This is a genomic window from Mediterraneibacter sp. 210702-DFI.5.30 (assembly GCF_020560115.1).
GTDB classification, from domain to species: domain Bacteria; phylum Bacillota; class Clostridia; order Lachnospirales; family Lachnospiraceae; genus Mediterraneibacter; species Mediterraneibacter faecis.
Genome location: NZ_JAJCME010000166.1, coordinates 1 through 238, shown reverse-complemented (window position 1 = coordinate 238; position 238 = coordinate 1). Strand labels below are relative to the sequence as shown.

The following is a 238-nucleotide window of genomic DNA, read 5'->3' as shown; positions in this document are numbered from 1 at the left end:
CGTTAAAATGGATGCCGACAATCACTTATTGCCGGGTGATGCCGCAACTGAACGACTGCTTGATCAAATGGTAGCCGCTGATCTGATCGTTTTTGCCACGCCAATGTTTTATTATGGCATGTCCTCACAGATGAAGGCCGTCATTGATCATATGGGCGAGCGTGATGAGCAGCTGCATGATGACAAACAGGCCATTTTGGTTGCCAGCGCGCCGCATAATGATTTTGACCCGCTAAAG

The 238-nt window shown here is 48.7% G+C and carries 1 protein-coding gene; it reads left to right on the top strand.

Translation table 11 applies throughout. The features are described 5' to 3' along the window. A partial coding sequence (locus LI126_RS15120; RefSeq protein ID WP_227165734.1) for a flavodoxin family protein occupies positions 1–238 on the top strand: 238 nt, incomplete at both ends.